The organism is Dyella sp. 2RAB6 (assembly GCF_052115385.1).
Taxonomy (GTDB): domain Bacteria; phylum Pseudomonadota; class Gammaproteobacteria; order Xanthomonadales; family Rhodanobacteraceae; genus Dyella_D.
Map to the genome: position 1 here is coordinate 214,267 of NZ_JBFRGP010000003.1, position 25,740 is coordinate 240,006.

At 68.3% G+C, this 25,740-nt stretch carries 28 protein-coding genes and 1 other RNA gene; 12 read left to right on the top strand and 17 right to left on the bottom strand.

Going from position 1 to position 25,740, the window contains the following annotated elements; genetic code table 11:
* Positions 1-36 precede the first annotated feature (36 nt).
* From ssrS to AB4083_RS06860, 3 genes are all read right to left on the bottom strand, one after another.
* Positions 37-223, bottom strand: a non-coding RNA gene (ssrS, locus tag AB4083_RS06850) — 6S RNA.
* Positions 224-230: 7 nt separating this feature from the next.
* Entirely contained in the window at positions 231-536 is a 306-nt protein-coding gene (locus AB4083_RS06855) for a cell division protein ZapA (protein ID WP_441607022.1), read from the bottom strand.
* An 8-nt stretch (positions 537-544) separates the two neighbouring features.
* On the bottom strand, positions 545-778 hold the full coding sequence (locus tag AB4083_RS06860; RefSeq protein ID WP_441607023.1) for a TIGR02449 family protein: 234 nt from the start codon (positions 776-778) through the stop codon (positions 545-547).
* A gap of 102 nt (positions 779-880) precedes the next feature.
* Here AB4083_RS06860 and AB4083_RS06865 point away from each other — a divergent pair, with 102 nt between their 5' ends.
* Complete coding sequence (locus AB4083_RS06865; protein WP_441607024.1) at positions 881-1,447, top strand: UPF0149 family protein; 567 nt, start codon at positions 881-883, stop codon at positions 1,445-1,447.
* Positions 1,444-2,754: an aminopeptidase P N-terminal domain-containing protein gene (locus AB4083_RS06870; protein WP_441607025.1), complete on the top strand. Its 1,311-nt coding sequence runs from the start codon at positions 1,444-1,446 to the stop codon at positions 2,752-2,754. Before AB4083_RS06865 ends, AB4083_RS06870 begins: the two co-directional genes overlap by 4 nt.
* A gap of 91 nt (positions 2,755-2,845) precedes the next feature.
* Here the strand turns inward: AB4083_RS06870 and cydX are convergent, their stop codons facing one another.
* The 13 genes from cydX to rph form a co-directional block, all read right to left on the bottom strand.
* A complete protein-coding gene (gene cydX / locus AB4083_RS06875; protein WP_441607026.1) occupies positions 2,846-2,965 on the bottom strand; it encodes a cytochrome bd-I oxidase subunit CydX in 120 nt (39 codons plus the stop codon).
* A 16-nt stretch (positions 2,966-2,981) separates the two neighbouring features.
* Positions 2,982-4,112, bottom strand: coding sequence for a cytochrome d ubiquinol oxidase subunit II (gene cydB / locus AB4083_RS06880; protein WP_441607027.1), 1,131 nt, complete (start codon positions 4,110-4,112; stop codon positions 2,982-2,984).
* A gap of 13 nt (positions 4,113-4,125) precedes the next feature.
* Positions 4,126-5,700: a cytochrome ubiquinol oxidase subunit I gene (locus AB4083_RS06885; RefSeq protein WP_441607194.1), complete on the bottom strand. Its 1,575-nt coding sequence runs from the start codon at positions 5,698-5,700 to the stop codon at positions 4,126-4,128.
* Positions 5,700-5,927, bottom strand: a complete 228-nt coding sequence (gene cydP, locus AB4083_RS06890) for a cytochrome oxidase putative small subunit CydP (RefSeq protein WP_441607028.1) — start codon at positions 5,925-5,927, stop codon at positions 5,700-5,702. Before cydP ends, AB4083_RS06885 begins: the two co-directional genes overlap by 1 nt.
* Positions 5,928-6,058: 131 nt before the next feature.
* Positions 6,059-6,529 (bottom strand): hypothetical protein, encoded by a 471-nt coding sequence (locus tag AB4083_RS06895; RefSeq protein WP_441607029.1) that lies wholly within the window; start codon positions 6,527-6,529, stop codon positions 6,059-6,061.
* Entirely contained in the window at positions 6,526-7,848 is a 1,323-nt protein-coding gene (gene pepQ / locus AB4083_RS06900; protein ID WP_441607030.1) for a Xaa-Pro dipeptidase, read from the bottom strand. Before pepQ ends, AB4083_RS06895 begins: the two co-directional genes overlap by 4 nt.
* Before the next feature lie 94 nt (positions 7,849-7,942).
* A complete protein-coding gene (gene dld, locus AB4083_RS06905) occupies positions 7,943-9,664 on the bottom strand; it encodes a D-lactate dehydrogenase (protein WP_441607031.1) in 1,722 nt (573 codons plus the stop codon).
* On the bottom strand, positions 9,664-10,962 hold the full coding sequence (locus AB4083_RS06910) for an MFS transporter (protein WP_441607032.1): 1,299 nt from the start codon (positions 10,960-10,962) through the stop codon (positions 9,664-9,666). The genes dld and AB4083_RS06910 overlap by 1 nt, the downstream gene beginning before the upstream one ends.
* Before the next feature lie 121 nt (positions 10,963-11,083).
* Complete coding sequence (locus tag AB4083_RS06915; protein ID WP_441607033.1) at positions 11,084-11,461, bottom strand: PilZ domain-containing protein; 378 nt, start codon at positions 11,459-11,461, stop codon at positions 11,084-11,086.
* On the bottom strand, positions 11,458-13,662 hold the full coding sequence (locus AB4083_RS06920) for a DUF1631 family protein (RefSeq protein ID WP_441607034.1): 2,205 nt from the start codon (positions 13,660-13,662) through the stop codon (positions 11,458-11,460). The genes AB4083_RS06915 and AB4083_RS06920 overlap by 4 nt, the downstream gene beginning before the upstream one ends.
* A gap of 106 nt (positions 13,663-13,768) precedes the next feature.
* Complete coding sequence (gene hemW, locus AB4083_RS06925) at positions 13,769-14,935, bottom strand: radical SAM family heme chaperone HemW (RefSeq protein ID WP_441607035.1); 1,167 nt, start codon at positions 14,933-14,935, stop codon at positions 13,769-13,771.
* Positions 14,936-14,937: 2 nt separating this feature from the next.
* Positions 14,938-15,546: an RdgB/HAM1 family non-canonical purine NTP pyrophosphatase gene (gene rdgB / locus AB4083_RS06930; RefSeq protein ID WP_441607036.1), complete on the bottom strand. Its 609-nt coding sequence runs from the start codon at positions 15,544-15,546 to the stop codon at positions 14,938-14,940.
* Between the two features lie 2 nt (positions 15,547-15,548).
* Complete coding sequence (gene rph / locus AB4083_RS06935) at positions 15,549-16,280, bottom strand: ribonuclease PH (RefSeq protein WP_441607037.1); 732 nt, start codon at positions 16,278-16,280, stop codon at positions 15,549-15,551.
* Between the two features lie 92 nt (positions 16,281-16,372).
* On the opposite strand from rph, the gene AB4083_RS06940 reads away from it, so the two are divergent.
* The 7 genes from AB4083_RS06940 to AB4083_RS06970 all read left to right on the top strand — a co-directional run bounded on the left by AB4083_RS06940 (position 16,373) and on the right by AB4083_RS06970 (position 21,527).
* Positions 16,373-17,233 (top strand): YicC/YloC family endoribonuclease, encoded by an 861-nt coding sequence (locus AB4083_RS06940; protein ID WP_441607038.1) that lies wholly within the window; start codon positions 16,373-16,375, stop codon positions 17,231-17,233.
* Positions 17,230-17,883, top strand: a complete 654-nt coding sequence (gene gmk, locus AB4083_RS06945; RefSeq protein ID WP_441607039.1) for a guanylate kinase — start codon at positions 17,230-17,232, stop codon at positions 17,881-17,883. Before AB4083_RS06940 ends, gmk begins: the two co-directional genes overlap by 4 nt.
* 119 nt (positions 17,884-18,002) lie before the next feature.
* The gene (locus tag AB4083_RS06950; RefSeq protein ID WP_441607040.1) at positions 18,003-18,836 is read left to right on the top strand and encodes an ABC transporter ATP-binding protein; all 834 of its coding nucleotides are present in this window, start codon (positions 18,003-18,005) and stop codon (positions 18,834-18,836) included.
* Positions 18,833-19,600, top strand: a complete 768-nt coding sequence (gene mlaE / locus AB4083_RS06955) for a lipid asymmetry maintenance ABC transporter permease subunit MlaE (protein ID WP_441607041.1) — start codon at positions 18,833-18,835, stop codon at positions 19,598-19,600. The genes AB4083_RS06950 and mlaE overlap by 4 nt, the downstream gene beginning before the upstream one ends.
* 58 nt (positions 19,601-19,658) lie before the next feature.
* The gene (gene mlaD, locus AB4083_RS06960) at positions 19,659-20,531 is read left to right on the top strand and encodes an outer membrane lipid asymmetry maintenance protein MlaD (protein ID WP_441607042.1); all 873 of its coding nucleotides are present in this window, start codon (positions 19,659-19,661) and stop codon (positions 20,529-20,531) included.
* Positions 20,532-20,565: 34 nt separating this feature from the next.
* Positions 20,566-21,234: an MlaC/ttg2D family ABC transporter substrate-binding protein gene (locus AB4083_RS06965; RefSeq protein WP_441607195.1), complete on the top strand. Its 669-nt coding sequence runs from the start codon at positions 20,566-20,568 to the stop codon at positions 21,232-21,234.
* Positions 21,231-21,527 (top strand): STAS domain-containing protein, encoded by a 297-nt coding sequence (locus AB4083_RS06970; RefSeq protein ID WP_441607043.1) that lies wholly within the window; start codon positions 21,231-21,233, stop codon positions 21,525-21,527. Before AB4083_RS06965 ends, AB4083_RS06970 begins: the two co-directional genes overlap by 4 nt.
* Before the next feature lie 58 nt (positions 21,528-21,585).
* On the opposite strand, the gene AB4083_RS06975 is transcribed toward AB4083_RS06970, so the two are convergent.
* Entirely contained in the window at positions 21,586-22,431 is an 846-nt protein-coding gene (locus tag AB4083_RS06975) for an MlaA family lipoprotein (RefSeq protein WP_441607044.1), read from the bottom strand.
* A 210-nt stretch (positions 22,432-22,641) separates the two neighbouring features.
* Here AB4083_RS06975 and rpoZ point away from each other — a divergent pair, with 210 nt between their 5' ends.
* The 3 genes from rpoZ (at position 22,642) to AB4083_RS06990 (ending at position 25,690) form a co-directional block, all read left to right on the top strand.
* Positions 22,642-22,932, top strand: a complete 291-nt coding sequence (gene rpoZ / locus AB4083_RS06980; RefSeq protein ID WP_441607045.1) for a DNA-directed RNA polymerase subunit omega — start codon at positions 22,642-22,644, stop codon at positions 22,930-22,932.
* A gap of 130 nt (positions 22,933-23,062) precedes the next feature.
* Entirely contained in the window at positions 23,063-25,249 is a 2,187-nt protein-coding gene (locus AB4083_RS06985) for a RelA/SpoT family protein (protein WP_441607196.1), read from the top strand.
* Positions 25,250-25,306: 57 nt separating this feature from the next.
* Complete coding sequence (locus AB4083_RS06990; RefSeq protein ID WP_441607046.1) at positions 25,307-25,690, top strand: RidA family protein; 384 nt, start codon at positions 25,307-25,309, stop codon at positions 25,688-25,690.
* The last annotated feature ends 50 nt before the right edge of the window (positions 25,691-25,740 follow it).

Here is a 25,740-nt window from a genome sequence, read left to right on the forward strand (position 1 = left end):
TGTCGGAACAAGCTCGGCCGTAGCGGTAAAAAGGTGGCGTCCACCGCGGTGCCGCTGCCCACCAAACGACCTTGATCCACGATGGATCAGGTGGGAGGGCTACATGGCCTCAAGGCTTTCCGCACGCAGCGGACATGCACAACAGCCGATGAAAAGCCGACCCGGGGCCGTATTTAGGAACAAGGCAAATGTAAGAGTGTGCTGGCGCACACCGCAGTAAACGCCGAGGACTATTTTAGTTGCGCGTCGAGGGCGGCTTCAAGCCTTCGACGCATCGCCGCCAGCGAATCGCCCACGCTCTGGTCCGCCCCGCTGTGCTGCTTGCGCAGGGCCAGGAACTCGTGGGTGATGCTGATCGCTGCCAGCACCGCCAGGCGATCGAAGCCGGGCGTCTTGGCGTTGGCGCGCAGTTCGCGCATCTTGCGGTCCAGATAGGCGGCCGATTCCAGCAGGCCCTCGCGCTCTTCCGGCGCGCAGGCGATCAGGAATTCACGATCGATCAGCCGCAGCGCGACCGGTTCACTGGAAGTGGTCATCTGGGTGCTCAGCCGTTGTTCTCAAGTGCCTTCAGGCGCTGGATCATCGCCTCGACCCGACTGCGCGCCTGCTCGTTGCGGGCCATCAGGCCGGCGCGCTCGCCGGCCAGCTGTTCCTGGCTGTGGCGCAGGCTGCGGTTTTCCTCGCCGAGCCGGCGCACCGTTTCCAGCAGGCGGTCGACCTGCTCGCCTAGCGCGGCAAGTTCCTGCTTGACCGGATCGTTGAACGGGGCGCTGCTCATGCGCGGAACTATAGCAGGAGGTCCGGCCGTGTCAGCTGCCGGCTCCGGCGCATTTGCGGACGGTGCATTAAACTGCGGCATTGATCCCGAAGGAGTACTTCCATGGCGCCTGCCGAGCTGATCGGTCACGAGGAACTGGACGGCGTCGCGGCGCGCCTGAAACTGGCGGTCGACGCCAGCGAACTGCACGGTTCGCTGTGCGGCTACCTCAGTGGCGGCGGCCGGGTCGCCAGGGATGCCCTGCTTTCCGTGTTGCAACTGGATGGCGAGCAGGTCACGGCTTCCGCCAACGACCAGGCCCTGCTCGAGCGCCTGGTGCGCCAGAGCGAACAGGAACTGGCCGATCCGGAACTCGGCTTCGAGCCGCTGCTCCCCGCCGATGACCGTCCGCTGGAAGAACGCGCCGAGGCACTGGGCGACTGGTGCCGCGGCTATCTCGGTGGCTTCGGCCTGGCCGGGCCGGAGAAGTTCGGCAAGCTCTCCGAGGAGGCGCAGGAGATCCTGCGCGACCTGAACACCATCGCCGCTTCCGAATTCGAGTTCGGCGAAAGCCGCGACGATGAGGACGCGCTGATCGAACTGCACGAATTCGTGCGCGTCGCCGCGATGCTGCTGCACGCCGAATGCGTCGGCGGCCGCAACAAGCCCAATAGCGACACCGTGCATTGAGCATTGCGCAGGACGAATACGCCCGCCGCCGCCGGCAGCTGATGAAGATGGCCGGCGAGGACGCGGTGCTGCTGGTCGCCGCCGCGCCCGAGCGCATCCGCAATGCCGACGCCGCCTGGCCTTACCGCCAGGATTCGGACCTGCACTACCTGGCCGGTTTCCCCGAGCCGGACGCGGTGCTGGCCCTGCTGCCCGGCCGCCTGCACGGCGAGGTGGTGCTGTTCTGCCGCGAGCGCGACGAGGAGCACGAGCGCTGGCACGGCGAATCGATCGGCACCGAGCGCGCCGTGTCCGAGCACGGCATGGACGACGCGTTCCCGATCGACGACATCGACGACATCCTGCCCGGGATGATCGAGGGCCGCGCCCGCGTCTATTGCCACTTCGGCCGCGAGCCGGAATTCGACGCCCGCCTGCTCGGCTGGATGCGCCGCCTGCGTCAGTTGCGCGGCGGCGGCGTGGTGCCGAAGGAATTCGTCGCGCTGGGGCATCTGCTGCACGACCTGCGCCTGTACAAATCGCGCGCCGAACTGCGCCTGATGCGCAGCTCCGCCGCGATCGCCGCCGAAGCGCATCTGTCCGCCATGCGCATGGCCTTGCCGGGCCGGCACGAATACGAAGTCGAAGCCGAGCTGGTGCGCACCATGCGCAGCCGCGGCGCGGTGCCGGCGTTTTCGCCGATCGTGGCCGGCGGCGCGAACGCCTGCGTGATGCATTACCAGGCCAACCGCGCGCCGCTGCGCGACGGCGACCTGCTGCTGATCGACGCGGGTGCGGAACTGGATTGCTACGCCTCGGACATCAGCCGCAGCTTCCCGGTCAACGGCCGCTACAGCCGCGAACAGCGCGCGCTCTACGAAGTGGTGCTCGCCGCGCAGCAGGCGGCCATCGACGAAGTGCGGCCCGGCCGCCCCTTCAGCGCCGCGCACGAGGCGGCCGTACACCTGCTCACCGAAGGCCTGTGCTCGCTGGGCCTGCTGCCGGGCGATGCGGAAACGGCGATCGCCGAAGGCAGCTACAAGCGTTTCTTCCCGGCCAAGACCGGCCACTGGCTGGGCCTGGACGTGCACGACGTCGGCGATTACCGCATCGACGGCGAGCCGCGCATCCTGGAGCCGGGCATGGTGGTGACGGTGGAGCCGGGCATCTACGTACCGCCCGGCGAGCGTTCGGTGCACGAGCGCTGGCGCGGCATCGGCATCCGCATCGAGGACGACGTGGCGGTGACCCGCGACGGCAACGAGGTGCTTACCGCCGCGGTGCCGAGGGAAGCCGAGGCGATCGAGGCGCTGCTCGCCGAGCGTTGACCCGCGGCACAGGTTGGGGTGAGCGCAGCGAACCCCAACATGGCTACCGTGGTACGCATCGCAACGTTGGGGTTCGCTGAGCTCATCCAACCTACCGCTTGTCCTCGCGCTGCTGTGCCTCATCCGTCGCACGCACCTCGTACCACATCGCATTGAGGATGCCGAAGGCGCAGGCCAGGCCCAGGCCGAGAATCCAGCTGAAATACCACATGGTCCGCTCTCCTTAATCAGTAGCCGCGGTGCGTGCCGCGCACGTGTTCGAGGGTCACCCGGCCGCGCATCACCCGGAACACCCACGAGGTGTACAGCACGATCAAGGGCAGGAAGACCGCGGTGGCGCCGAGCATCAGCAGCAGGGTGCTGCGGCTGGACGAGGCGTCCCACACGGTGAGGCTGGAACGCGGGTCGAGGCTGGACGGCAGCAGGAACGGGAACAGCGCGAAGCCGGCCGAGAGAATGGTGCCGATCACCATCAGGCTGCTGCCGAGGAATCCGGCCACGCCTTGCTTCGCCACCTGCCACTGCAGCACCAGCGCACCGGCGAAGGCCGCGACGGGTGCCGCCCAGAACCACGGATGGCGCATATAGCTGGCGAACCAGCTGCTGCCCATCGCGACCTGCTTGAACAGTGGATTGGACGGGCCGCCGGACACCACCTCGCTGGCGATCGCATAGCCCGGAATGCCGTAGGCCAGCCAGATGCCCGCGCCCACATACAGCACCGCCCAGGCCAGGCCGATCCAGCGCGCGATGCGCGCGGCGCGAGTGGCGATGCTGCGGTCGGCCTTGAACGCCACCCAGGCGGCGCCGTGGGTCAGCAGCATGGCCAGCGAGACCAGGCCCGCCAGCAGCGCGAACGGATGCAGCAGCTCGAAGAAGCTGCCGTGCCAGCTCATGCGCAGGTCGTCGTCGAAGCGGAACGGCAGGCCCAGGAACAGGTTGCCGAAGGCCACGCCGGTGAGCAGCGGCACCGTCACGCCGGAGCCGACCAGCACCCAGTCCCACAGGTCCTGCCAGCGCGTGTGCGCGATCTTGCTGCGGAAGTTGAAGCCCACCGGCCGCAGGATGAAGGCCAGCAGCACCAGCGCGATGGCCAGGTACATGCCGGAGAACGACACGGCATACAGCATCGGCCAGGCCGCGAAGGTGGCGCCGCCGCCCAGCACGAACCACACCTGGTTGCCTTCCCAGGTCGGCTCGACGGTTTCCAGCAGCACGTGGCGTTCGTCCGCATCGCGGCCGAGCACGCGCAGCAGCGCGGCGGTGCCGAAGTCGTAGCCGTCGGTGACGGCGAAGGCGATCAGCAGGATGCCGAGCAGCGCCCACCAGATCACCCGCAAAGTATCGAGATCGAACATGGCCTGGGCTCCTTCAATCTTGCACGGCGGGATGCAGCGACGGATCGCGCGGGGCGATGGGCCAGATACCCAGGCCATCCGGTCCCTTGCGGGCGAACTTCAGCATCAGCACCACGTCCACCACCGCCAGCGCCGTATAGAACAGCGCGAAGCCGCCGAGCGAGGTCCACACCTGGCTGGCGCTGACGCTGGACACGCCCAGCGCGGTCGGCAGGATGCCTTCGATGGCCCAGGGCTGGCGGCCGTACTCGGCCACGATCCAGCCCAGCTCCGCCGCCACCCACGGCAACGGCAGGCTCCACAGTGCCAGCTTCAGGTACCAGCGGTTGCGGTCCAGCCGGCGCCGGCTGGACAGCCAGAACGAATAGCCGAACAGCGCGATGAAGTAGAAGCCGCAGGCCACCATGATGCGGAACGACCAGAACAGCACCGGCACGTTGGGGATGGTGCTGTCGGCGGCTTTCTGGATGTCCTCCGGCGTGGCCTTGCGCGGGTCCTCGACGAAGTGCTTCAACAGCAGCGCATAGCCGAGGTCCTTGTCGTGCGCGGCCAGGATCTCCTTGGCCTGCGCGTTGTTGCGGTCCTCGCGCAGCACCAGCATCGCATCGTAGGCCTGGATGCCGGTGCCGATCTTGCCCTTGGTCTCCTCGACCAGGTTGTTGATGCCGGGGATCGGCTTGTCGATCGAGCGTGTGCCGATCAGGCCCATCACCCATGGCACCTGCAGCGCGTAATGCGTGGTGCGGTTCGGCACATCCGGAATGCCGAATACGGTGAACGCGGCGGGCGCCGGTTCGGTTTCCCACATGGCCTCGATCGCGGCCATCTTCATCTTCTGGTTCTCCGATACCGCATAGCCGGATTCATCGCCGAGCACCACCACCGACAACGCGGCAGCGAGGCCGAAGCTGGCGGCCACCGTCATCGAGCGCTTGGCGAAATCCACGTTGCGCCCGCGCAGCAGATACCAGGCGCTGATCGACAGCACGAACATCGAGCCGAGCACGTAGCCCGCGCTCACCGTGTGCACGAACTTGGCCTGCGCCACCGGATTGAAGAACACCTCGGCGAACGAGGTCACTTCCATGCGCATGGTTTGCGCATTGAAGGCCGAGCCCACCGGATTCTGCATCCACGCATTGGCCACCAGGATCCACAGCGCCGAGAGGCTGGTGGCCAGCGCCAGGAACCAGGTCACCAGCAGATGCTTGACCGGCGAGATGCGCGTCCAGCCCATGAAGAACACGCCGATCAGCGTGCCTTCCAGGAAGAACGCCATCAAACCCTCGATCGCCAGCGGCGTGCCGAACACATCGCCGACGTAGTGCGCGTAGTACGCCCAGTTCATGCCGAACTGGAATTCCATGGTGATGCCGGTGGCCACGCCCATGGCGAAGTTGATGCCGAACAGCACGCCCCAGAACTGGGTCATGCGTCGCCACACTTCGCGGCCGGTCATCACGTAGACGCTCTCCATGATGGCGAGGATCCACACCAGGCCCAGGGTCAGCGGTACGAACAGGAAGTGATAGAGCGCCGTCAGTGCGAACTGCATGCGCGACAGGGTGACGACATCGGAGTCGATGATCATGGGTGGCCTTGGCTCGCGGCGGAAGACGGAGCGGCCGGCGCGAGCAGGTGCTCGATCGCGGCCGGGCGGGTATCGGGACGGGGATGCGGCGCGATCGCCACCCACCAGATCAGGGTGAGCAGCACGATCTTGGCGATCACGATGAAGATCAATTCGCGGGCCAGCCGACGTAGCGCTGGACGCGGCGGCGCGCGATGGCCGGATTGGGTCGACGGCGTTGACATCCGAGCTTCCCCTGCATCAGCTGCAGGGCAGGATACGCCGCGTTCCTGTCGATGTCGCGCGAAGTATTGACGCGCGGCAGGCGGCCGCAGGCGCCTGATCTGGATCAAGCGCAGCGGGGCCGGAGCAGGGCTCAGCCGCGTCCCTCGTCCTCGCTGTCGTCCGTGCCGTCATCCTGGCTGCCGCTGCTGCGCAGCGGAATCCGCGAGCCGTCCTGCATGATCAGTACGCCGCCATCGATGATCTCGCTGTCGGCATCTTCGGTGACGAAGCGCGCGACCACGGTGCCGTTGCCGCGCTCGCCGTTCACGTGGAAGGCGAAGGTTTCCTCGTCGGGTTCGGCGCTGGTCATGCTCCAGTCGAACTCGCTGTGGCGGATGCTGCCGATGTGTTCGGCGATGACCGGGTCCGCCGCCATCGCCACCACCGCCTGTTTCTCGAACTCCAGCCAGCCCCACCAGGCCAGCCCGCCGACCGCGGCGACGATGCCCACGACCAGGCCCACCAGCAGCACCAGCCACAGCGGCGTGCGCTGGCGCCGCCGTACAGGCGGCGGGAGCGGGGCGGGGCCGAGCGGCGGCGCGGGGTCGATGGCGTGGTTCATGCGTGTGCGAACGCGTCGCGCGTGAGGTTTTCGGGCTCGCCGGCGGTGCAGGCCACATCGTCTTCGATGCGGATGCCGCCGTAGGGCTTGAACAGTTCGATACGTTCCCAGTCGATGTCCTTCGCCACCGGCTGGCCGCGCAGTTCGTCGAGCAGCATGTCGATGAAGTACAGGCCCGGTTCGATGGTGACCACCATGCCCGGTTCGAGCGTGCGCGTCATGCGCAGGTACGGGTGCCCCTCGGGGCGCGGGATGCTGCCGCCGCGCTCGCCCTGCTGGAAGCCGGCGACGTCGTGCACCTGCAGGCCGATCGGATGGCCCAGGCCATGCGGGAAGAACGCGGCGGTCACGCCGGTTTCCACCGCGCGCTCGGCGTCCATGCGGATAAAGCCGTGCTCGCGCAGCACGCCGGCCAGCACGTGATGGGCGTGGACGTGCAGCTCTGGATAGCTCTGCCCCGCACGCACCTTCGCCGCGAAGGTGAGCTGCGCCGCTTCGACGCTGTCGATCAGCGCCTGAAATTCGTCCTCGCCGCGGCCGGCGTAGGTGCGGGTGATGTCGCTGGCGTAGCCGAAGGCATTCGCGCCGGCGTCGATCAGGAACGAGCGGTGGTAGTCCGGCGCAACCCGGTCGAAGTGCGTGTAATGCAGCACCGCGCCATGCTGGTTGAGCGCGACGATGCTGGCGTACGGCAGCTCGGCGTCGATTGCACCGGCCGCCGCCAGATAGGCCTGGTGGATACCCAGCTCGCTCGCGCCCGCACGGAACGCCTGCTCGGCGGCGCGATGCGCGCGTGCGCCGATGCGGCTCGCTTCGCGCATCAGTGCCAGCTCATAGGGCGTCTTGTACGAGCGGTGCCAATGCAGGATGTCGAGCAGGTCCTGCGGGTTGTTCGGCCCGATGCTGGTCAGTGCCGGTGACGCCGGCGCGATCACCGCGCGCCGCGTCTGCGCACCGGGCAGCTGCGCGACGGCTTCTTCCGGCGTGCGCACGATGGTGATGTCGAAGTGCTCCACCCAATAACCGCTAGGCGCCTGCGGCACCACGTGCCAGTAGTCGCGCGGCTGCAGGAACACCAGCCGCGGGCGCTGCCCCGGCGTATGCACGATCCAGCTGCCGGGCGCATCGATCAGCGGCAGCCAGTGGCGGAAGTGCGGGCTGGCGACGAAGGGGTAGTCCTGGTCGTCCAGGAACTTGCGCGGCGGCAGGCCGGCGGCGATCGCCAGATGCTCGTGGCCGGTGAGCGCGAGCGCCCGGTCGGCGTGCTGGCGCACCGTGGCCAGGTGCTGGGGGTAGAGCGGGGCGAGGCGGTCGATCATCGGGCTTCCTGGCTTGAGTCCGCCGCGTGGGGCCGCCGCGGACAGCTGACCGCCGCATGATCGCGCGGGCGCGCGCCCGCCGCCAGTCCGTGCGCTACGGGCGGTCGTGGCGGGTGGCGGACTTCGCCGTGCCGCCGATGCCGGGATTGAAGCAATTGCAGGGATCGAGCTGCGCGTAGAAGCCGGCCAGCGCGGGCTTCGCCTTGTACAGATGCCCGACGTTGTGTTCGGCCGGATACTCCGCGCCGCGCTGGTCGAGCAGTTCGAGCATCTGCTGTTCGAGCGCGGCGCAATCGTGGCCCTTGGCGACGAGGTAATCCTGGTGAAACACATGGCACAGGAAGTGCCCGTAGTAGAGCTTCAGCCGTATCGACGCTTCGATGTGGGCCGGCAGCCGTTCGAACCAGTCGCGGTCGTTGCGGCGGAGGGCGATGTCGAGCGCGACGATGTCCTCGACCTCGTGCGGATGCAGCGCGCGATAGCGAACCGCCGCGCTGGCCGCCGCGAATCGATGCAGGAAGGCCTTGTGTCCTTCTTGCTCGGTGCATTCGAAATACGCGCCGTCCGCGTTGGCGAAGTGTTCGGACAGGAAGCGGCGCGCCTCGTCGATGCCCTTGGCCGGCACCTTGAGCAGCAGGTGATGTTCGTAGCGGTCGCGATACGTGCCCAGGCGCTGCGGCAGGTGATCCGGCAGGCGTTCGCTGATCCATTGCAGCGCGCGATCGGCCATGTGCACCGGCAGGAAGCCGAAGCGATCGAACCAGGCATCGCAGCGCGTTTTAAGGTTGAACAGCAGCGGCATGCGCTCGGTGCCGAGCCAGTCGATCGCCAGGAACAGGTCCTTGCCGTACCTGCGCGCAATGTCGAAGGCATCGCGATGCATGTATTCGGCGGCGATCGGCAGCTGCTCGAAGTTCGCCAATATGTGACGACGAAGTTCGGTCAACGCGGCCGTGTCGTTGCTGCCGATATAGAACACCTTGGCGCCTTGCTCCACCGCGAAGGTATCCAGCCGCACTGCGAACACCATGATCTTGCCGGCGCAGCCGGAGGCCTCGAACAACCGCCGCGGATCGGCGTTGAAGCGCGCAGGCGTGGCGGCGTCGATGGCGTGGACGTGGGTGGCGTAGGCGTGATCGGAGGCCGCCGCACCGGCCTGAATATCCGCGTTGCCGAAGGCGCCGGCCTCGATCCGCGAAAGGATCTCCTCGGGCGCGCCGCCAAGTTCGATGCCCAGGTGATTGACCAGGCGCAGCGCGCCCGCAGCGTCGACGGCGGCGAAGATCGCCATTTCCGTATACGCCGGCCCGCGCTGCACCAGCGCGCCGCCGGAGTTGTTGCAGATGCCGCCCAGCACTGAGGCGCCGATGCACGACGAGCCGATCACCGAATGCGGCTCGCGCCCCAGCGGCTTCAAGGCGCGTTCGAGCTGGTCCAGCGTGGCACCGCCGAGGCAGACCACCTGGCGGCCGTCGCGGATGAGATGGACGCGGCGGATGCGCGTGGTGCTGATGATGACGACGTCGCGGTCATAGTCGTCGCCGTCGGGGGTGGAGCCGCCGGTCAGCCCCGTATTGGAAGCCTGGCTGATCACGATCGCCCGCGCATCGACGCAGGCGGCCAGCGCCCGCCATTGCTGCACCAGGCTGCCGGGCCGCACCACCGCCAGCACGCGCCCGCCGCCGAAGCGGTAGCCCTGGCGATAGCGGCGGGTCTTGGTGTCGCCGGTGAGCACGTGGCGCGCGCCGACGATGGCGCGCAGCGATGCCAGCAAGGCCTCGGGAGAGAGGTCGGCGCGGGCGGCACTCGATGACATCAAGCCCGTCCCTGCTGCGGCGACACTCCCATGCGCGCCGTCAAGGTCAGCATGGCGCCCGCCAGCAGCGCCACGGCCACTACCACCATGCCGCCATTGGTGCTGTGCGTGAGGTCCTTCATCCAGCCGATGATCGAGGGGCTGACGAAGCCGGCGAGATTGCCGATCGAGTTGATCATCGCGATGCCCGCCGCCGCGGCGGTGCCGGCCAGCACGCTGCTCGGATAGGTCCAGAACACCGGCATGGTCGACAGTACGCCGGCCGTGCCGACCGACAGCGCGACCAGGCCCAGCGACAAATTGCCCGCGCACAGCGTGCTGGCATACAGGCCCAGCGCCCCGGCGATGCCGGCCGCCGCCAGATGCCAGCGGCGCTCGTGGCGCCGGTCGGAGCTGCGCGCGACCAGGATCATCGACACGACGGCGACCGCATAAGGAATCGCGCTGAGCAGACCGACGTCCAGCGCATCGTCGACACCCGCCGCGGCGATCAGTGTCGGCAGATAAAAGCTCACGCCGTAGAGACCCATCATGCAGCAGAAGTAAATGCCCGCCAGCTGCCACACGCGGTTGTTGGTCAGCACGTCGCGCAGCGGCGCTTCGGCGCCAGCGTGGCGGTCGGCGGCCATGTGGTCTTCCAGCAGTCGCTTCTGCCGCTCATCGAGCCAGCTTGCCGTGCGGATGCTATTCGGCAGCACGAACGGCGTGGCGATACCCAGCAGCAGCGACGGCACCGCTTCCAGCAGGAACAGCCACTGCCAGTTCGCCAGCCCGTGCACGCCGCCGAACGCATGCATGATCCAGCCCGACAGCGGGCCGCCGATCACGCCGGCGATCGGAATGCCGATCATGAAAAGCGCATTCATCCGCCCGCGGCGCGCCGATGGATACCAGTACGTGAGGTACAGCACGATGCCTGGAAAGAAGCCCGCTTCCGCCACGCCGAGCAGAAAGCGCACCACGTAGAAGGCCATCGGCGTGGTGACGAACATCGACGAGGCCGACACCAGCGCCCAGGTCACCATGATGCGGCTGATCCACAAGCGCGCGCCCAGCCGGTGCAGCAACATGTTGCTCGGCACCTCGAACAGGAAGTAGCCGATGAAGAACACGCCGGCGCCAAGCCCGTACACCGATTCGCTGAAGCGCAGGTCGCTGAGCATCTGCAGCTTGGCGAAGCCGACGTTGACGCGATCCAGGTAGGCCGCGACATAGCAGATGAACAGGAACGGCAGCAGCCGCAGCGTCACTTTGGCGTAGGTAGCTGTTTCCAGCTCGGGTGGAGCATGCGTGGGCATGGCGAGGTTCCTGAGGCGTGCGCGATGGAGGATCGCGCACGAGTTTGGTGGTTCGCAGCAGGTGCGCACCACTATGACGCAGCAGGAAGGCTCACTTTGGGATTATTCGCACCGAACGGAGTCAATCCGTCCCACCAGGCAGGGCCAGCCACGCTTCCAGCAGGGCAGCGTCGGCCGGGCTGATCGAGACGATGCGGAAGCCCGACCAGACCTGGCCGGGGGTGGCGGCGTCGTCGTGCCATTGCTCCTGGATCCCCAGCTCGATGCTCAGCGGCGAGGTATTCATCGCCGGAAAACTGAGGCCGGGCAGGCCCAGGCTGACCTGGTACACGGCTTCGTTGCGCGGCGTCTCCGGGCCGATCAGCAGCAGGCCGGTGGCCGACAGATTGCCGAGGTGGCCCAGCGCACGGTCGTTGATGACGTCGGTCACCGCCACCGTGTAGTTGGCGCGCTTGCGCAGCGCGCGGCGCTGTTCGATCGCGCTGGCGGGTGTGTTCACTGGCGGCCTCCGGCATGTGCGGCGGCGGGCCGCAGGTTCTCCATCAGTGCGCGCAGCGCGCGGTCGAACAGGTTCTCGCGCGGATTCACCGCTTCGCGGATGCGGCCCCGCACGAGGTCGCGCGCGAGTTGTTCCAGGGTCAGTTCGTCGCCGCGCGAGCCACGCCGGGTAACGAACAGGCAGCGCCCGGATACGGTCGAGTACCAGGCCAGTTTCTGCGTCCTGGCGAGCTGGCCGGCGTCGTCGAAGAAGTCGAACCAGGTGCCGAAGGGCAGGGTGAGCACGTGCGCGTGCATGCGCTGCTCGTCCTCATCCAGCGGCGCCGCGGCCTTGGCCGGCGCGGTGGGCGCGGCGGCTTCGGCGGCCTGGTGTTCGCCCAGGCGCTGGTGCTGTTTCAGTTTCAGCGCCACGCCGGTGGCGGACAGGCCGTCGTCGGTGGCGTCGTCGTCCTCGTTGCCGAGCAGGCGCCGCGCGACCTGGGCGGCTTCTTCGGCCTGCATGCCGATCTGCTGCAGGCCGGTCTGGATGTCGTCGAGCAGCCGATTGCGGTCCTCGACCGGCGCCAGCCCCAGCAACTGGTCGGTGATGCGCAGGCGTGCGGTGAAGGTGTCGCTCTCCTCGCCGTTGCGCAGCAGGGTCAGCGCCAGCACGTCGGACCAGGCGCGTTCGAGCAGGGTGCGCACGAGGCCGCGCGGCGGCGCGGCTTCGAAGCGTTCGGACATCAGCTGCGCGGCGTGGCGGCGCGCGTGCTCCAGCCGCTCGCGGCCCTGCATCGCTTCCACCTGGCGCCGCTCGGTGGCCTGCGCCTTGCGCGACAGCAGCGAGAGATGGTGTTCGATATCGGTCAACAGGCTGGCGTACAGCGTGGCGCTGGGCGGCTCGCGCTGCGCGCGCTCGGACAGTTGCGCCAGCTTGGTGGCGAGGGAGCGGTCGACTTCGTTGTCGCCGCCGTCCAGCCAGTCGTGCGCGGCCTCGGACATCGCCGCCAGCAGGCGGCGTGCGGGATGCTCGCGCTGGTCGAACACGTCGTGGTCGGCCAGCGCCATGCGCAGCAACGGCACTTCCCATTCGCCCAGCACGCGTTGGGCGTGGCTGCCGCGCTGCATGGTGCCGGCCATCTGGTCGAACAGCAGGGCCACCAGCTGCACGGTGTCGTCCTGCCGCGCGCTGAGCGACAGTTTCGGCGTGGCGTGCTCGGTGCCGGCATTGAGCAGGGCCAGCAATTGATCGCGCAGGCGCGTGGCCTGGCCTTCGGCGCTGACCTGCTGCGCCGCGTGGGCCAGCGGCAACTGCAGCGCCGCCAGCAGCTGCTGCAGCTGCTCGTCGCTCAGCGCCTGGCCCGCGGTTGCGGGCAGCGGCGCGACGGCGCGTTGCAACGACAGCAGTTCGCGCAGCATGTCGAGCATGTGCTCGCCCAGCTCCACCGGCGGCGCGCCCATCGCGGCGGGCATGCTGCCGGGCGTGGCGGGGGTGGGAATGCGCAGTCCGCGGCCGTCGCCCGGACGGGCCACGCGATAGGCGTGCAGGTGCGGCAGGATGCCTTCGCTGGCCAGGTGCTGGTTGACCGTCTCGTACAGCGAGGCCAGGTGGCGCACCACCATATGGTCGAACGCGTCCAGCAGCAGCAGGCGATGGCGCACCGGCAGTTCCCAGTCGCGCAGGGCGTCGAGGAAGGAGTGCGACAAGGCCTGTGCGCCCAGCGGCAGATCCTCGCCTTCCAGCGGCGGCAGGCTGCCGAGCGCGCCGTAGCGGTAGCTCAGTTCGAACAGCGCCGGCGCATGGCGCGCTTCGCTGCGCACGCCGGATTGCTCCAGCGCGGCGCGCTCGTCGTCCTCGCCGTCGTCCAGCAGCGACAGGGTCAGCGGCGCGCTGTCTTCGGGCTTCGGGCCGATCCGCTCGAAGCGCCTGGCGACTTCGGTGAAGAAGCGTTGTTCCAGCATCTCGCGGTGGCTTTGCAGCCGCTGGCGCACGCTCATGTGGACTTGCTGGTCCAGATGATTGCGGGCCTGCTCGGCCTGGGCGAACAGCTTGTGCTCGGCGTCGAGCAGGCAGGCGCGCAGCGGCGCTTCCAGCCAGCTGTCGCAAAGTGCATGGGTTTCCCCGATCAGCCGGCGCGCGCGCGGGCTCCAGGCCCCGTGGCCGTCAGTCTGGGCGCCCTGGCCGGGCGCAAGCGATTGGCGTCGACCCTGTTCGACATCCATGGCAGTTCCGCCGTTTTCCCCTGTGGACGGGGGGCAGTCTAGGCTCGCGGCGGCGGCCCTGCCATCGGCCGAAGGTGCAGGCCGGTCGCCCTAGGGACGCTTCTGATCAGTCCAGGAAGGCGGCGATCACGTCGTTGAGAAAGCGCTGGCCCAGCTCGGTGGTGCGCAGCAGGGCCGGATCGTCCACCAGCCAGCCGCGCTCGCGGCAGCGCGCCAGGGCGGGGGCGATCTGTTCGGCCGGCAGGCCGGTGCGCGAGGCGAAGTCGGCCATCGGCACGCCGTCGACCAGGCGCAGCGCATTGAGCATGTATTCGAACGGCAGCTCGGCCACGTCCACCGCCTGGTCGCCGCCGATGCGGCCGGGGCCGCCGGCCGCGTCCATCCAGGCGCGCGGGTGGCGCGTCTTCCAGCGGCGGCGCACCGCGCCGGCGGCGGTGTCGCTGAGCTTGCCGTGGGCGCCCGCGCCGATGCCCAGGTAATCGCCGAAGCGCCAGTAATTGAGGTTGTGCACGCAGCGCCGGCCAGGGCGCGCATAGGCCGAGATCTCGTACTGGCCGTAGCCGGCGGCGGCCAGCGCCTGCTCGCAGGCTTCCTGCATCGCCCAGGCGTGGTCGTCGTCCGGCAGCGGGGGCGGGTTGGCGGCGAAGGCGGTATTCGGCTCCAGCGTGAGCTGGTAGTGCGAGATATGCGTGGGCGCCAGGGCGACGGCGCGCGCCACGTCGGCGAGTGCGCCGTCAAGCGTCTGCTCGGGCAGCGCGTACATCAGGTCCAGGTTGATGTTGGCGTAGCCGGCGTCCTGCGCGGACTTCACCGCGGCCTCCGCTTCGGCGGCGGAATGGATGCGGCCCAGGCGGCGCAGCTTGTCGTCGTCGAAGCTCTGGATGCCGAACGACAAGCGATTGACGCCGGCGGCCAGATAGCCGTCGAAGCGGCCGTGTTCCACCGTGCCGGGATTGGTTTCCAGGGTGATTTCCGCGTCGTCCGCCAGCGGCAGCCGTTCGCGCACGCCGCCGAGGAAACGGTCGATCAGCTCCGGCGCGAACAGGCTGGGCGTGCCGCCGCCGAAGAAGATGCTGTGCACCGTGCGGCCGTGCAGCGCGGCGGCGAAATCCGCGCGGTCGGCGTCGAGATCGGCCAGCAGCAGATCCACATAGCGCTCGTACGGCGGCGGCTCGCCGCGCAGGCCGTGCGAGTTGAAGTCGCAGTACGGGCACTTCTTCACGCACCACGGCATGTGCACGTACAACGACAGCGGCGGCGCGAGCAGCGGCATGCTCAGGTCCGGTCGCGCTGCCAGTCGGCCAGGCGCGCGTGCAGCACGGCGAGCGCCTGGCCGCGGTGGCTGAGGCGGCTCTTGGTGGCCGCTTCCAGCTCGGCCGCGCCCTGCGTCATGCCATGCGGCAGGAACAGCGGGTCGTAGCCGAAGCCGCCGGTGCCGCGCGGCGCGGTGAGCACGCGGCCGTGCCAGCGGCCCTCGGCGATCAGCGGCGCCGGGTCTTCGGCGTGGCGCACCAGGGCCAGCACGCAGATGAAGAAGGCGCCGCGCTGTGCGTCGGGCAGGCCGTCCAGTTCGCGCAGCAGCTTGGCGTTGTTCGCGGCGTTGTCGCCGTGCGTGCCGCTGTAGCGCGCCGAATACAGGCCCGGCGCGCCGCGCAGGTGGTCCACGCAGATGCCGGAGTCGTCGGCCAGCGCCGGCAGCCCGGTCGCCGCGGCGGCGTTGCGCGCCTTCAGCAGCGCGTTCTCGACGAAGCTCAGGCCGGTCTCGTCCGCGTCGGCCACGCCCAGGCTGCCCTGGGTGACGACTTCCAGGCCGACGTCGGCGAACAGCCGGTTGAATTCGGCCAGCTTGCCGGGGTTGCTGCTGGCCAGGACGATGCGCTTCACGATCAGCCCTGTGCCAGCGCGGCGCGCTGCGCGGCGACCAGTTCGCCGATGCCCTTTTCGGCCAGCAGCAGCAGGCTGTCCATTTCCTCGCGGCGGAAGGCGTGACCCTCAGCGGTGCCCTGCACCTCGATAAAGCCGCCGCCGTCGTTCATCACCACGTTCATGTCGGTGTCGCAGTTGGAGTCCTCGGCGTAGTCGAGGTCCAGCACCGGCAAGCCCTGGTAGATGCCGACCGAGACCGCGGCGACCGCGCCGAACACCGGGTTGCGGCGCAGATTCTCGCGCTTCATCAGTACGTTGACCGCGTCCACCAGGGCCACGTAGGCGCCGGTGATGGCGGCGGTGCGGGTGCCGCCGTCGGCCTGGAGCACGTCGCAGTCCAGGGTGATCACGCGTTCGCCCAGGGCCTGGCGGTCCACGCAGGCGCGCAGGCTGCGGCCGATCAGGCGCTGGATTTCCTGGGTGCGCCCGCCCTGGCCGCCGCGGGCGGCCTCGCGCTGGGTGCGGCTGGTGGTGGCGCGGGGCAGCATGCCGTATTCGGCGGTGACCCAGCCCTCGCCCTTGCCGCGCAGCCACGGCGGCACACGGTCTTCGACGCTGGCGGTGCATAGCACGCGGGTGTCGCCGAAGCTGACCAGCACGGAACCTTCCGCGTGGCGGGTGAAGTGGCGTTCGATGGTGACGGTGCGCAGCTGGTCGCTGGCGCGGCCGCTCGGGCGGCTGACGGCATTCATGGGTAGCGGTGGCCTGATTGGGCAAGGCAGGGCAGTAGAGTTTACCATTGCGCCCTTTCCGGCCGCCCGCGGCTGCAGATAAGGCTCCTTCCATGATCCGCAGCATGACCGCCTACGCCTTTGCCGAGACCACCGGTCCGGTCGGCACCCTCAGCTGCGAGCTGCGCACGGTCAACCACCGCTACCTGGAACTGAGCCCGCGCCTGCCGGATGACCTGCGCGTGTTCGAAAGCGCCCTGCGCGAACGCATTGCCAACCGCCTGTCGCGCGGCAAGGTCGACCTCACCGTGCGCCTGCGCAGCGAAGCGCGCGGCGATGCGCTGCAGGTCAACCACGCCGTGCTGGGCAAGCTGTCCGAGCTCTCGATGGACCTGGAAGCGCGCTTCCCGCGCCTGCAGATCGAGTTCACCGAATTGCTGCGCTTCCCGGGCGTGCTGCAGCAGGCCGAGGTCGACCAGGACCAGTTGCAGGTCGCGCTGTACGGCGTGCTGGACGACGCCCTGGACGCGCTCACCGCCACCCGCGAACGCGAGGGCGCCAAGCTGGGTGAGATCCTGGGCGAGCGGCTGGACCAGATCGACCGCATCGTCGGCGAGGTGCGCGGCTGGATGCCGCAGATCCGCGCCGGCCTGCGCACGCGCCTGGAGCAGCGCCTGGCGGACCTCAAGCAGCCGGCCGATCCCGGCCGCCTGGAGCAGGAACTGGTGCTGCAGATCACCCGCGTCGACGTCGACGAGGAACTGGACCGCCTGGCCACGCATATCGCCGAAGTGCGCCGCGTGCTGGGCCTGAAGGAACCGGTCGGCCGCCGCCTCGATTTCCTGATGCAGGAATTCAATCGCGAGGCGAACACCCTTGGCTCCAAGTCGATCGACGCGCGCAGCACCAATGCGGCGGTGGAGCTGAAGGTGCTGATCGAGCAGATGCGCGAGCAGGTGCAGAACATCGAATGAGCACGAGCGACACCGCCAGCACACTGGAAAGCCCGCTCCTGGAGGGCACGCTGTTCGTGGTCGCCGCGCCTTCGGGCGCCGGCAAGTCGACCCTGGTCAATGCGCTGCTCGAGCGCGAGCCGGCGATCTCGCTGTCGGTCTCGCACACCACGCGGCCGCCGCGGCCGGGCGAGCAGTACGGGCGGCACTACTACTTCGTCGAGCGGGTGGAGTTCGAGCGCGAGATCGCCGAAGGCATCTTCCTGGAACACGCCGAAGTGCACGGCAATCTCTACGGCACCTCGCGCACCACGGTGTCCGACCTGCTGCGCCAGGGCCGCGACGTGCTGCTGGAGATCGACTGGCAGGGCGCGCGGCAGATCCGCAAGAGCAAACCCGATTGCGTCGGCGTGTTCATCCTGCCGCCGTCGCGGGTGGAACTGGAACGGCGCCTGCGCGGGCGTGCCTCGGACAGCGCGGAGGTGATCGAGCGCCGGCTGCACAATTCGCGCGAGGAAATCGCGCATGCCCACGAGTTCGACTACATCATCGTCAACGACAACTTCGACGATGCGCTGGGCGACCTGCAGTCGATCGTGCGCGCGGTGCGCCAGCGCAGCGAGCTGCAGTGGCGCCGGCACGAGACGCTGATCGCCGAACTGCTGGCATGAGGGCTGGGCTGGCGGCGCGCCTGAACGGCAGGCATCAAACCAAGGCGCGGCGCGGCTTCGCGTAGCCTTCATGGCCGTCTTCGGCTAATTTGGGCGTCTTTCCCCTGGCCACTTCGCCCATGACCGACTCCGTTCGCGCCAAGCCAGACGACAGCGCCATCGTGCGCGTCCGTGGCCTGACCACGGTGCTCAACGGCAAGACCATCTTCGATGCGATGGACCTGGACATCCCGCGCGGCAAGGTCACCGCCATCATGGGCCCCAGCGGCACCGGCAAGACCACCCTGCTCAAGCACATCACCGGCCAGATGCGCGGCCAGGCGGGCGAGGTGTGGGTCGACGGCCGCAACGTGTCGGCGCTGCGCCGCGACCAGCTGTTCGAGCTGCGCGAGCGCATCGGCTATCTGTTCCAGAATTCGGCCCTGCTGACCGACTTCGACGTGTTCGAGAACGTGGCGTTTCCGCTGCGCCAGCACACCGAACTGCCGGAAGTGCTGATCCGCAATATCGTCCTGACCAAACTGCAGGCGGTCGGCCTGCGCGGCGCCGCCAAGCTGATGCCGACCGAGCTTTCCGGCGGCATGGCCCGGCGCGTGGCGCTGGCGCGCGCGATCGTGTTCGACCCGATGCTGATCCTGTACGACGAGCCCTTCGTCGGCCTGGACCCGATCGCGCTGAACCAGGTGCTGAAGCTGATCCGCACGCTCAACCAGACGCTGGGCATCACCAGCGTGCTGGTGGCGCACGAGCTGGCGGCGGTGCAGCAGGTGGCCGACCACGTGTATCTGATCGCCAACGGCAAGGTGGTGGCGCAGGGCGATCCCAAGGCGATCGCCAGCGACGGCTCGCCGTGGACGCGGCAGTTCTTCGGCGGCGAGGCCGACGGCCCGGTGCCGTTCCAGTATCCGGCCGGCGATTACGCCGCGTCGCTCGGCTTCAAGGGGGGTGCATGAGCGCGCCACGCGACAATATCGTCACCCGCTCGCTGGCCCAGATCGGCGACTGCGGGCTGTTCCTGCTGCAGATCCTCGCGGCGATCCCGCGCAGCCTGCGCCACTCGCGCGAGACGGTGCGGCAGCTGTGGTTCGTCGGCGCGATGAGCCTGATCATCATCATGGTCTGCGGCCTGTTCGTCGGCATGGTGCTGGGGCTGCAGCTGTACGACGTGCTGTCGATCTTCGGCGGCACCTCGGCCACCGGCACGGTGGTGGCGATCGCCATCTACCGTGAACTGGGGCCAGTGGTGACGGCGCTGCTGTTCGCCGGCCGCGCGGGCACCTCGGTGACCGCGGAGATCGGCCTGATGCGCGCCACCGACCAGATCGCCGCGATGGAAATGATGGCGGTGGACCCGATCGCCTACGTCGCGGTGCCGCGTTTCCTCGCCGGCGTGATCGCCATGCCGCTGCTGTGCTGCGTGTTCTGCGCGCTGGGCATCTTCGGCGGGCACCTGGTCGGGGTGAACTGGCTGGGCATCGACAACGGCACGTTCTGGTCGAACATGACCGCCACCGTCGACCTGGTGAAGGACGTGGTCAACGGCGTGCTGTGGAAGAGCATGGCCTTCGGCGGCGTGGTGTCGCTGATCGCCGTGTTCCAGGGCTACACCACGCCGCCCACCAGCGAGGGCGTGGCCTATGCCACGACGCGCACCGTGGTGGCTTCGTCGATCGCCATCCTGGCGCTGGACTTCGTGCTCACCGCCTTCCTGATGTGACTCCCATGACTACGCCACTGACTGTTGCAACCATCCATTCGCCTGTGAGGATCGTGCCGTGAGCCAGAGACCGTCCTATGCCGTCGGCACCGGCCTGTTCATCGTGCTCGGCTTCGCCGCGCTCGGTTACCTCGCCACGCAGACCACGTCCGTAGCCAACACCAGCCGCGGGCCGAGCTACACGGTCGAAGCGCACTTCGCCAACATCGGCCAGCTCAAGGAGCGCGCGCCGGTGAAAGTGGCGGGGGTGCGCATCGGTCAGGTGCAGTCGATCGTGCTCGATCCGGGCAAGGAGACGGCCGACGTGAAGCTGGCCATCGAGCAGCGCTACGACAAGATCCCCGCCGACTCGGTGGCGACCATCTTCACCAGCGGCCTGCTCGGCGACCAGTACGTGGGCATCCAGTACGGCAGCTCAGGCAAGCCGCTGGCCAACGGCGGCACCCTGGCGCTGACGCGCCCGGCGCAACAGCTCGAGGAGATGCTCGGCAAGTTCTTCGGCGCCGGCGGCGCGGCCGACAACCTCGGCGGCAGCTATACCGTGAAGGCACGCTTCACCAACGTGGGTGCGCTGTCCGCCGGTGCGCCGGTGAAGATGGCCGGCGTTGCCATTGGCAGCGTCAAGTCGGTGCAGGCCGATCCGGTCAAGCTGGACGCCCTGGTGGAGCTGTCGATCGACAAGAAATACGGCCAGATTCCGGACGATTCCGCGGCTGCGGTATTCACCAGCGGTTTGATCGGCACGCAGTACGTTGCGATCCAGCCCGGCGGCTCGCCGGACGCGCTCAAGGAGGGCGACGAGCTGGTCCTGACCCAGTCGGCCCTGCAGCTCGAAGACCTGATCGGCAAGTTCCTGGTCAACGGCTCGGGCGACAAGAAACCGGATGGCGCCCCTGCTGCTTCCTCTTCCTCCCCGGCCGGCAAGCATTGAGCCGCCCGCCACTTCTTTCAGGAGTTTCACCATGATGCTGCGCAGTCTGGCCCTCGCCACCGCCATCGCATTCACCGGCGTCGTCGCCGCCCCGATCCACGCCCAGGCCGCCGCCCAGGCGCCGGCCGCCAGCCAGACGCCGCAGCAGGTCGCGCAGACTATCGTCGACCAGCTGGGCAAGGCCATCAATGGCCACCAGGCGGAGCTGAAGAAGGACAAGGAAAAGCTCATCTCGGTGATCGACGATGTGTTCCTGCCGCACTTCGACATCGACTACGCCTCGATCCTGGTGCTCGGCCAGCACGCCCGCGAGACCACGCCGGAGAAGCGCGCCGAGTTCGCCCGCGCGTTCTACAACTCGATCACCCACCGCTACGCCGAAGGCCTGCTCAGCTACACCCAGGGCCGCGTGAAGGTGTTGCCGTTCAGCGGCGACCTCAACGACAAGCGCACCGTGGTGCGCACCCAGGTGGTGCTGGACGACGGCAAGACGGTGTCGGTGGACTACGCATTCCGCAAGTCGCGCGAAGGCGACTGGAAGGCCTACGACGTGATCATCGAAGGCATCTCGTACATCACCAACTACCGCAACCAGGTCGACGCCGAGATCCGCAAGGGCGGTCTCGATAACCTGATCACCGACCTGAAGAACAAGGGCGCCGACGCGCTCAAGAACATGGACAAGGACGGCAAGCAGGGATGAGCGCCGCCACCTTCCAGGTGACGCGTGCCGCGCCGGATGCCGTGCAGGTATCCGGCGCGCTGACCTTCGCCACGGCGGCGCAGGCGTTGGCGGCGATCAATGCGGCGGCGGCCGAGGGCTGCCGCCAGGTCGACCTGGCCGGCGTCAGCCAGAGCGACAGCGCCGGGCTGGCCTGCGTGCTGGCGGTGCTGGCCGATGCGGTGGAACATGGCCGTCCGCTGGCGCTGCGCAACGTGCCCGAGGGCATGCGGGTGCTGGCCTCGGTGTGCGAAGTGGACACGCTGCTCGCCTGAGCCGGCGCGCCCGTATTGCGGCAAAGAGAAAGGGGCCTTGCGGCCCCTTTTCGTTGGATCAGTTCTGGCTGGGCTTCTGCGCCGCCGGCTGTTCCTGGGATTGCTTCTGTTCCCACTGGTGCTGCTCGTTGAGCAGTTCGTCCGGGTCGAAGTTCTTTTCCTTCAGGCCCTGCATCTGCTCGATCACGTCCGCCGGCGGGTTGCCGTCGTAGATCTGGTAGATGCGCTGCTGGCGGTAGGCGTCGCGCAGGAACACGTAGGGATCGTAGGCCGACTTCAGGAAGCTCTCGGCATCGATCGCGCGCGAGCGGATCGTCACCAGGTACAGCACCTGCGGGATGTAGTACTGGCCGTAATGGAACTGGTGGTTGCGCGAGAAATAGCTGAGCGGATCGAAGAAATAGCTGTCCACCGGCAGGCGCCAGACGTCGCGCACGGTGGTCGGGCCGACGAAGGGCAGCATCAGGAAGTCGCCTTCCGGTACGCCCCAGCGAGCCAGGGTGATGCCGAAATCGTTGTCTTCCAGCGGCAGGCCGAGCTGGCTGGCCGGGTCGAAGAAGCCGCCCACGCCCAGGGTGAGGTTGACCAGGAAGCGCCCCGTGCTGCGCGCGGCTTGCATCGGCCGGGCCTGAAGCAGGTCGTTGGCCACCGTGACCGGCATCTTGATGTTGGTGAAGAAGTCGCTCACCGCCCGGCGCACCGGCGGATTGGTAACCTTGCGGTAGCCGACGGCGACCGGGCGGATCACCGCCTGGTCCAGCGAGTCGTTGAACGCGTATACCTTGCGGTTGAACTGCTCGTGCGGGTCGTCCGTGCGCGGCTTGGCGATGCTGCAGCCGGCCAGTAGTGCGACCGCGGCCAGGGGGATCAGGCGCAGCAGAAGGAGTCGGAGGGGGGAAGACATCGGCGTCGGGGGTCCTGTCCGCTGCGGAAGTTAAGAAGCAACGATTAAGTGTACTGCCTGGTTTTTATATTGTGTACAGCGGGCGAGTCTCGCCGGTGGGCGCTGCAGGCTGGCTGAACCGGGCATGATACGACCATGCTGCATTGCCAGGAAAGCGCCCCCTGGCTACACTGGCGACCTATAAGTCGCTTTATTCCCTAAGGATTTCACATGGCACGCATTACCGTGGAAGACTGCCTCGAGGTAGTCGACAACCGTTTCGAGCTGGTGCTGATGGCGACCAAGCGCGCCCGCCAGCTGGCCAAGGGTGCCGAGCCGGCAGTCAATCCCGATCACGACAAGCCGACCGTGGTGGCCCTGCGCGAAATCGCCGACCGCCGCATCGACCAGACCACCATCGACGAGATCGACCGCGCCGAGCGCGAGCGCGCCGAGCGTGAAGCGCTGGAATGGGCCGCGGCCGAAGTCGACGACGACCTTTCCAAGGGCGGCGACGACTGATGGACGGCGCCGGCTGTAAACCTCGCCCCGCACGCGCCGGCTCCGCCGGTGCGCTGCGCGGCTGCGGGAAAGCCGGCGCATCGCTTCACCCCAGCTCGCTTGCTGCGAGCTGTTGTCGCGAGGTGGCTGCCTGAGCGGCGGCCAGCGCCCTGTGAGCGCGACTACGCATCCCGACTCCGCGGATACGTCGTCCTTGCCCCCCTACGTGCTGGCGCTCAAGGAGCGCATCGCCTATCTGCCGCCGGACCAGGTCGCGCGCGTGCTGCGCGCCTACGAGGTCGGCGCCCAGGCGCATGAAGGCCAGGCGCGCAAGAGCGGCGAGCCGTACATCACGCATCCCGTGGCGGTCGCCGGCATCCTGGCCGAGCTGGGCCTGGACGCCGAGACGATCATCGCGGCGATCCTGCACGACACGCTGGAAGACACCGCGCTCAGCCGCGCGGAGCTCGCCGGCGAGTTCGGCGAGACCGTGGCCGACCTGGTCGACGGCGTCACCAAGCTGGACAAGATGCGCTTCCGCAGCCGCCAGGAAGCGGATGCCGAAAGCTTCCGCAAGATGCTGCTGGCGATGGCGCGCGACCTGCGCGTGATCCTGATCAAGCTGGCCGACCGCCTGCACAACATGCGCACGCTCGGCGCCAAGGATGCCGAATCGCGCCGCCGCATCGCGCGCGAAACGCTGGAGATCTACGCGCCGATCGCGCAGCGCCTGGGCATGAACAAGTTCAAGGCCGAGCTGCAGGACCTGGGCTTCCGCGCCCTGCATCCGGACCGCTACCGCGTGATCAGCGAGCGCATCCGCGCCGCGCTGGGCAACCGCCGCGAAGCGATGGGCAAGATCGAGGCCGCGCTGTCCACGCGCCTGGCCGGCGAGCACCTCGCCTCGCGCGTGATCGGCCGCATCAAGTCGCCGTGGAGCATCTATTCGAAGATGCGCAACGAGCACAAGAGCTTCGCCCAGCTGATGGACGTCTACGGCTTCCGCGTGGTGGTGGACACCGCGATGAGCTGCTACGTCGCGCTGGGCGCGGTGCACTCGCTGTACAAGCCGGTCGACCGCCGCTTCAAGGATTTCATCGCGATCCCCAAGGCCAATGGCTACCAGTCGCTGCACACCGTGCTGCTGGGGCCGTTCGGCGCGCCGATCGAGGTGCAGATCCGCACCGCGGAAATGGACTCGGTGGCCGAGCGCGGCGTCGCCGCGCACTGGGCCTACAAGACCGACAGCGGCCCCGCCAACAGCGCGCAGGCGCGTGCGCGCGAGTGGTTGTCGTCGCTGGCGGACAGCCAGGCGAATACCGCTTCGTCGTCCGAGTTCATCGAGAACGTCAAGATCGACCTGTTCCCGGACGAGGTCTATCTGTTCACCCCGCGCGGCGACATCCTTTCGCTGCCGCGCAATGCCACGGCGCTGGATTTCGCCTACGCGGTGCATACCGACGTCGGCGACCACGCGGTGGCCGCGCGCGTCGACAAGAAGCTGCTGCCGCTGCGCACGCGGCTGGAATCCGGCCAGCTGGTGGAGATCATCACCGCGCCGTCGGCGGTGCCCAATCCCGCCTGGCTGGAATCGGTGGTCTCCGGCAAGGCGCGCACGGCGATCCGCCAGTACCTGAAGCATCTGCAGCACGAAGACGCGGTCGACTTCGGCCATCGCATGCTCGATCGCGCGCTCGACGCACAGGGCTCCAGCCTGGATGCGATTCCGGTCGCCGTGCTGGACCGTTTCCTCGACGCCGCCAAGCTCAAGCGCCTGGAAGAACTGCTCGCCGACATCGCCCTGGGCAACCGCATGCCGGACGTGGTCGCCGGCCAGCTGCTGGCCGCGCGCGGCAAGCAGAAGGGCGCCGCGACGCCGACGCAGCATGCGGTGGAAAAGATCCGCATCACCGGCGCCGAGCGCGGCGTGCTGAGCTTCGGCAACTGCTGCCATCCGCTGCCGGGCGACGAGATCATCGGTTATCTGTCGACCGGCAAGGGCATCGTGGTGCACCGGATCGAATGCCCGAACGTGGTCGAGCTGCGCAAGTCGCCCGAGCGCTGCGTCGCCATCGAGTGGGACCGCGACGTGCAGGGCGACTATCGCGCCGAGCTGCGCATCGAAGTCATCAACCGGCCGGGCGTGCTGGCCACGGTGGCGGCGGCGATCGCGGCGGCGAATTCGAATATCGAGAACGTGGAGTACGTCGAGCGCGACAGTTCCGCGGCAACCCTGCTGTTCGCGCTGGAAGTAAAGAACCGCAAGCACCTGGCCGATGTGATCCGCCGCGTGCGCCGCACCGGCGTGGTGAGCGGCGCGTACCGCTATCCGCTTTAAGCCCCCGGCGGGCGTTCCGTTTTACACTTCGGGCTTTCCCCGTCCGAGGTTCTCGCGATGTCCCGCAGCATCATTTCCACCGACCAGGCACCGGCTGCGATCGGCCCGTATTCGCAGGCCGTGCGCGCCGGCAACACCGTGTACTTCTCCGGACAGATCCCGCTGGACCCGGCAACCGGCAACCTGGTGCAGGGCGATATCGCACTGCAGACCCGCCGCGTGTTCGACAACCTCAAGGCGGTGGCCGAAGCGGCCGGCAGCTCGCTGTCGGCGATCGTCCGCATAGGCATCTACGTCACCGACCTGGCCAACTTCGCCACCGTCAACGCGGTGATGGCGGAATATTTCCAGGCACCGTATCCGGCGCGTTCCACCATCCAGGTCTCGGCCCTGCCCAAGGGCGCCGAGGTGGAAGTGGACGCGGTGCTGGTGATCGACTGACCTGGCAGCGAGGCGTGCGCCGACACGTCGTGTCGCCATCGCCGCTACGC